This is a genomic window from Lysobacter sp. 1R34A, assembly GCF_051217035.1.
In the GTDB taxonomy this organism is placed as follows: Bacteria; Pseudomonadota; Gammaproteobacteria; order Xanthomonadales; family Xanthomonadaceae; genus Lysobacter.
Genome location: NZ_JBPKJP010000181.1, coordinates 1 through 3,444, shown reverse-complemented (window position 1 = coordinate 3,444; position 3,444 = coordinate 1). Strand labels below are relative to the sequence as shown.

Annotated in this window: 5 protein-coding genes and 1 pseudogene; 1 reads left to right on the top strand and 5 read right to left on the bottom strand. The window is 68.4% G+C overall.

Annotated elements, in window-relative coordinates; translation table 11 throughout:
* The 5 genes from ACSAMQ_RS20240 to ACSAMQ_RS20220 all read right to left on the bottom strand — a co-directional run.
* On the bottom strand, positions 1–572 hold a 572-nt coding region (locus ACSAMQ_RS20240; RefSeq protein WP_435397379.1), incomplete at its 3' end, for a glycosyltransferase.
* 31 nt (positions 573–603) lie between these two features.
* A complete protein-coding gene (locus tag ACSAMQ_RS20235) occupies positions 604–804 on the bottom strand; it encodes a zinc-finger domain-containing protein (protein ID WP_435397378.1) in 201 nt (66 codons plus the stop codon).
* A gap of 292 nt (positions 805–1,096) precedes the next feature.
* Positions 1,097–1,810: a pirin family protein gene (locus ACSAMQ_RS20230; protein WP_435397377.1), complete on the bottom strand. Its 714-nt coding sequence runs from the start codon at positions 1,808–1,810 to the stop codon at positions 1,097–1,099.
* Between the two features lie 10 nt (positions 1,811–1,820).
* Entirely contained in the window at positions 1,821–2,411 is a 591-nt protein-coding gene (locus tag ACSAMQ_RS20225) for a YceI family protein (RefSeq protein ID WP_435397376.1), read from the bottom strand.
* 136 nt (positions 2,412–2,547) lie between these two features.
* Positions 2,548–3,135 carry a malonic semialdehyde reductase gene (locus tag ACSAMQ_RS20220; RefSeq protein WP_435397375.1) on the bottom strand — a complete coding sequence of 196 codons (588 nt, stop codon included), beginning with the start codon at positions 3,133–3,135 and terminating at the stop codon, positions 2,548–2,550.
* Between the two features lie 104 nt (positions 3,136–3,239).
* On the opposite strand from ACSAMQ_RS20220, the pseudogene ACSAMQ_RS20215 reads away from it, so the two are divergent.
* Positions 3,240–3,444, top strand: a pseudogene (locus ACSAMQ_RS20215) (hypothetical protein); the annotation flags it as partial.

Below are 3,444 nucleotides of genomic sequence, written 5' to 3'. Positions count from 1 at the left end.
GCGGGATGCTGCGCCGCGGCCCAGGCGCGCGCCTGCGGATCCGGCCAGGGCGCGCGCGCAAACGCCGCCGGGTCGATGCCGCGCGGAATCACCCGCAGCTTGGCCGGGTCGGTGTCGGGATAGTGTTCGAGCACGTAGTCGCGGACCGTGCGCGACACGCAGATGCTGCGCTCGCCGCGGGTCATCACCGCGCTGTAGCGCGAGGGCGAATTGAGCCCGTGCACGGTGGTGACGAAGCGCGGCCGGGTCGCCTCGTCCAGCCCGCGCCAGGCGAGCAGACCGATCCAGGCCGGCAGGCGCGAGCGCGCATGGACGATGTCGACCGAATGCTCGGCCCACAGCCGTCGCAGGCCGAAGGCATGGCGCAGGGTCGAAGGCGATTTGCGCCCGATCGCCAGTTCGATGTGTTCGGCGCCGGACGCCACCAGTTGCGGCACCAGGCGGCCGCCGGCCGAGACCACGATGGCGCGGTGGCCGGCGCGGACGAGCGCCTCGGCGATTTCCAGGGTCGAACGTTCGACGCCGCCGGATTCCAGCTTCGGCAGCAACTGCATCACCGTCAGCCGGCGCATGGTCGGCCTTGGCGATGTCACGCGGCGGCGATCAGTCGTCGACCAGGGTGAAGTGCGCGCCGCAGTACGGGCACTGGCATTCGCGCTCGGCCTCGACCGGCAGGTACACGCGCGGGTGCGAGTTCCACAGCGCCATCGACGGCAGCGGGCAGCTCAACGGCAGCTCGGCGCGCGTGACGGTATAGCGCTGCTCGGCGTTGGCCTGGGTGGGATGGGCGTTGGCTGCGGTCATGAGGGACGACGGATGGCGACGCGGGGGTGGCAGTTTAGCAGCGTTGCGGGGCCGGGCCGTGTAGGGCCCCCTGGCGGGTCGTCGGGCGCCAAGCGCAAATCCCCCTACCTCCTCTCCAAAGGAGGAAAGCTTCGGGTAAACGCTGCAACAGTTGCCGCTTGATCGGGTACCGAGCGATCCACTCAACCGACCGAGGATGCCCCGAAGCGACGAACGTCCAGATCGATGCGATACCCCGAGACGCCCCTCGGTTTGGAAGGGGCCAGGGAGATGCCCCCCCCCCTCTTGCCCCTCAGCCCGCCGGCGGCAAGTCGAAAAACAGCAGCTGCGCGCCCGAATCGCCCGATCCGGTCAACACCAGCTCGGCCGACTCCTCACGGAAGCCCAGGGCGTCGCCGGCTTCGAGCGTGCGGCCATCCACTTCGATCCGGCCCTGCGCGAGCTGCAGCCAATACAGCCGCCCGGCCTCGAGTACGCGTCGCGCGCTGGCGCCGGGCGTCAGGCTGAGCGCGTACAGGCGCAGGTCCTGGCGCACCGGCAGGCCGCCGTCGACGCCGTCGCGCGAGGCCAGCAGAACGAACTCGCCGTCGCGCGCGTCGGCCGCTTCGAGCTGGGCGTAGGCGGGCCGGGCATTGAGCCGGTCCGGCTGGATCCAGATCTGCAGGAAATGCACCGGCTCGCTGTCGGAGGCGTTGTATTCGCTGTGTTCCACGCCGTGGCCGGCGCTCATCCATTGCAGCTCGCCGGCGCGGATCACCCCGCCGCCGCCGGCGCTGTCTTTATGCGACAGGCCGCCGCTCAGCACGTAGCTGAGGATTTCCATGTTGGCGTGGCGATGCGGCTCGAAGCCCGCGCCGGCGGCGACGCGGTCTTCGTTGATCACGCGCAAGGCACCGAAGCCCATCCAGGCCGGGTCGTAATAACCGCCGAACGAAAACGTGTGGCGGCTGTCGAGCCAACCCGCCTGGATCCGGCCGCGGGCGCTGGAGGGGCGTTCGATGATCATGCGTTCGCGCTTACTTCTTGGCTTCGGGCTTGGGCACCAGCGCTTCGGTGGTGATGCGGATGCTGACTTCGTCGCTGACGTTCGGCGCGTACTTGCCGAGACCGAAATCGCTGCGCTTGAGCGTGGTGGTGGCATCGAAGCCGGCCGCGGCGCGCTTGGCCATCGGCTGCTCGCCGATCTTGTTGATGGTGACGTCGAGCACCGCCGGCTTGGTCACGCCGTGCACGGTCAGCTCGCCGCTGACCTTGAGCTTCTTCTCGCCGGCCGCTTCGACCTTGGTGCTCTTGAAAGTGATGGTCGGGAATTTCTCGGCGTCGAAAAAATCGGCGCTCTTGAGGTGCTCGTCGAAATCCGGCACGTGCGAATCCAGGCCGTCGAGCGGGATGGTCACCTGCACCGAGGACGCCGCCGGCTTGGCCGGATCGTAGGTGATGGTGCCGTCGACCTTGCCGAAATGCGCGACCGGGTTGGAGAAGCCGAAATGGCTCCAGCCGACCACTACGTCGGTGTGGTTGGGGTCGATCTTGTAGGTCACGGCGGCGGCGCTGGCGGTGCCGGCGAAAGCCAGGCCCAGGGCGGCGGCGAGCAGGATGCGCTTCATGGTGAATTCCTCGAATGGGATCGTAAGGGATGGATCGTATGGAGCGTATGGTTCGGGAGAAACGACGACATCACTACTGCGCAAGCGGGCGCGGGCCGGCATCGGCCCGCGCCGGAAGCATGGCGGCACGCACGCCTCAGTCGATGCGCGCGGCCTCGTCGAACGGCAGGCGCGGCGAACGCGGGAACAGCGCCGACGGATCGCCGACGCCGAGGTTGATCAGGAAGTTGGACTTGATCCGGGTGCCGGCGAAGAAGGCTTCGTCGACCTTGGCGTTGTCGAAACCCGACATCGGGCCGGTGTCCAGGCCGAGCGAGCGCGCCGCCAGGATCAGGTAGGCGCCCTGCAGGCTGCCGTTGCGGAAGGCGGTGGTGCGGATGTGCTCGTCGTTGCCGGCGAACCAGCTGCGGGCATCGGCGTGCGGGAACAGGTAAGGCAGCTTTTCGTGGAATTCCAGGTCGTGGGCGACGATCACCGTGACCGGGGCGGCCATGGTCTTGGCCAGGTTGCCTTCCGACAGCGCCGGACGCAGCTTTTCCTTGGCCGCGGCCGACTTCACGAACACGAAGCGCGCCGGCGAGCCGTTGGCGCTGGTCGGCGCCCATTTGACCAGGTCGTACAGCTGGCGCAGCGTCTCGTCGCTGACCTCGCCGCCGAGCTCGTTGTGCGTGCGGGCGGTGCGGAACAGTTGATCGAGGGCTTCGTCGTTCAGGGGCCTGGACATCGTCTTCTCCATGAGGCTGCCACGCGGGCGTTGATCGGGAGACGAAGTGTAGAGTCTCAATCTGACCTTAGAACCGACAATCCCGGAACGGATTAAGCGCATCTGTGCAACGAAACGGCCTTTCTGCCAAAACTAACTCCACCGCTGCAACCTGGATCCTCACCGACGGCCATGCCGGCAACCAGCGCCAGGCCCATGCGCTGACCCAGGCGCTCGGGCGGCCGGCGATCGACTGGACCCTGAGCCCGCGCGCGCCCTGGCGCTGGGCCTCGCCGCGGCGCCTGCCCGGCGCCGGCCAGGCGTTCGGGC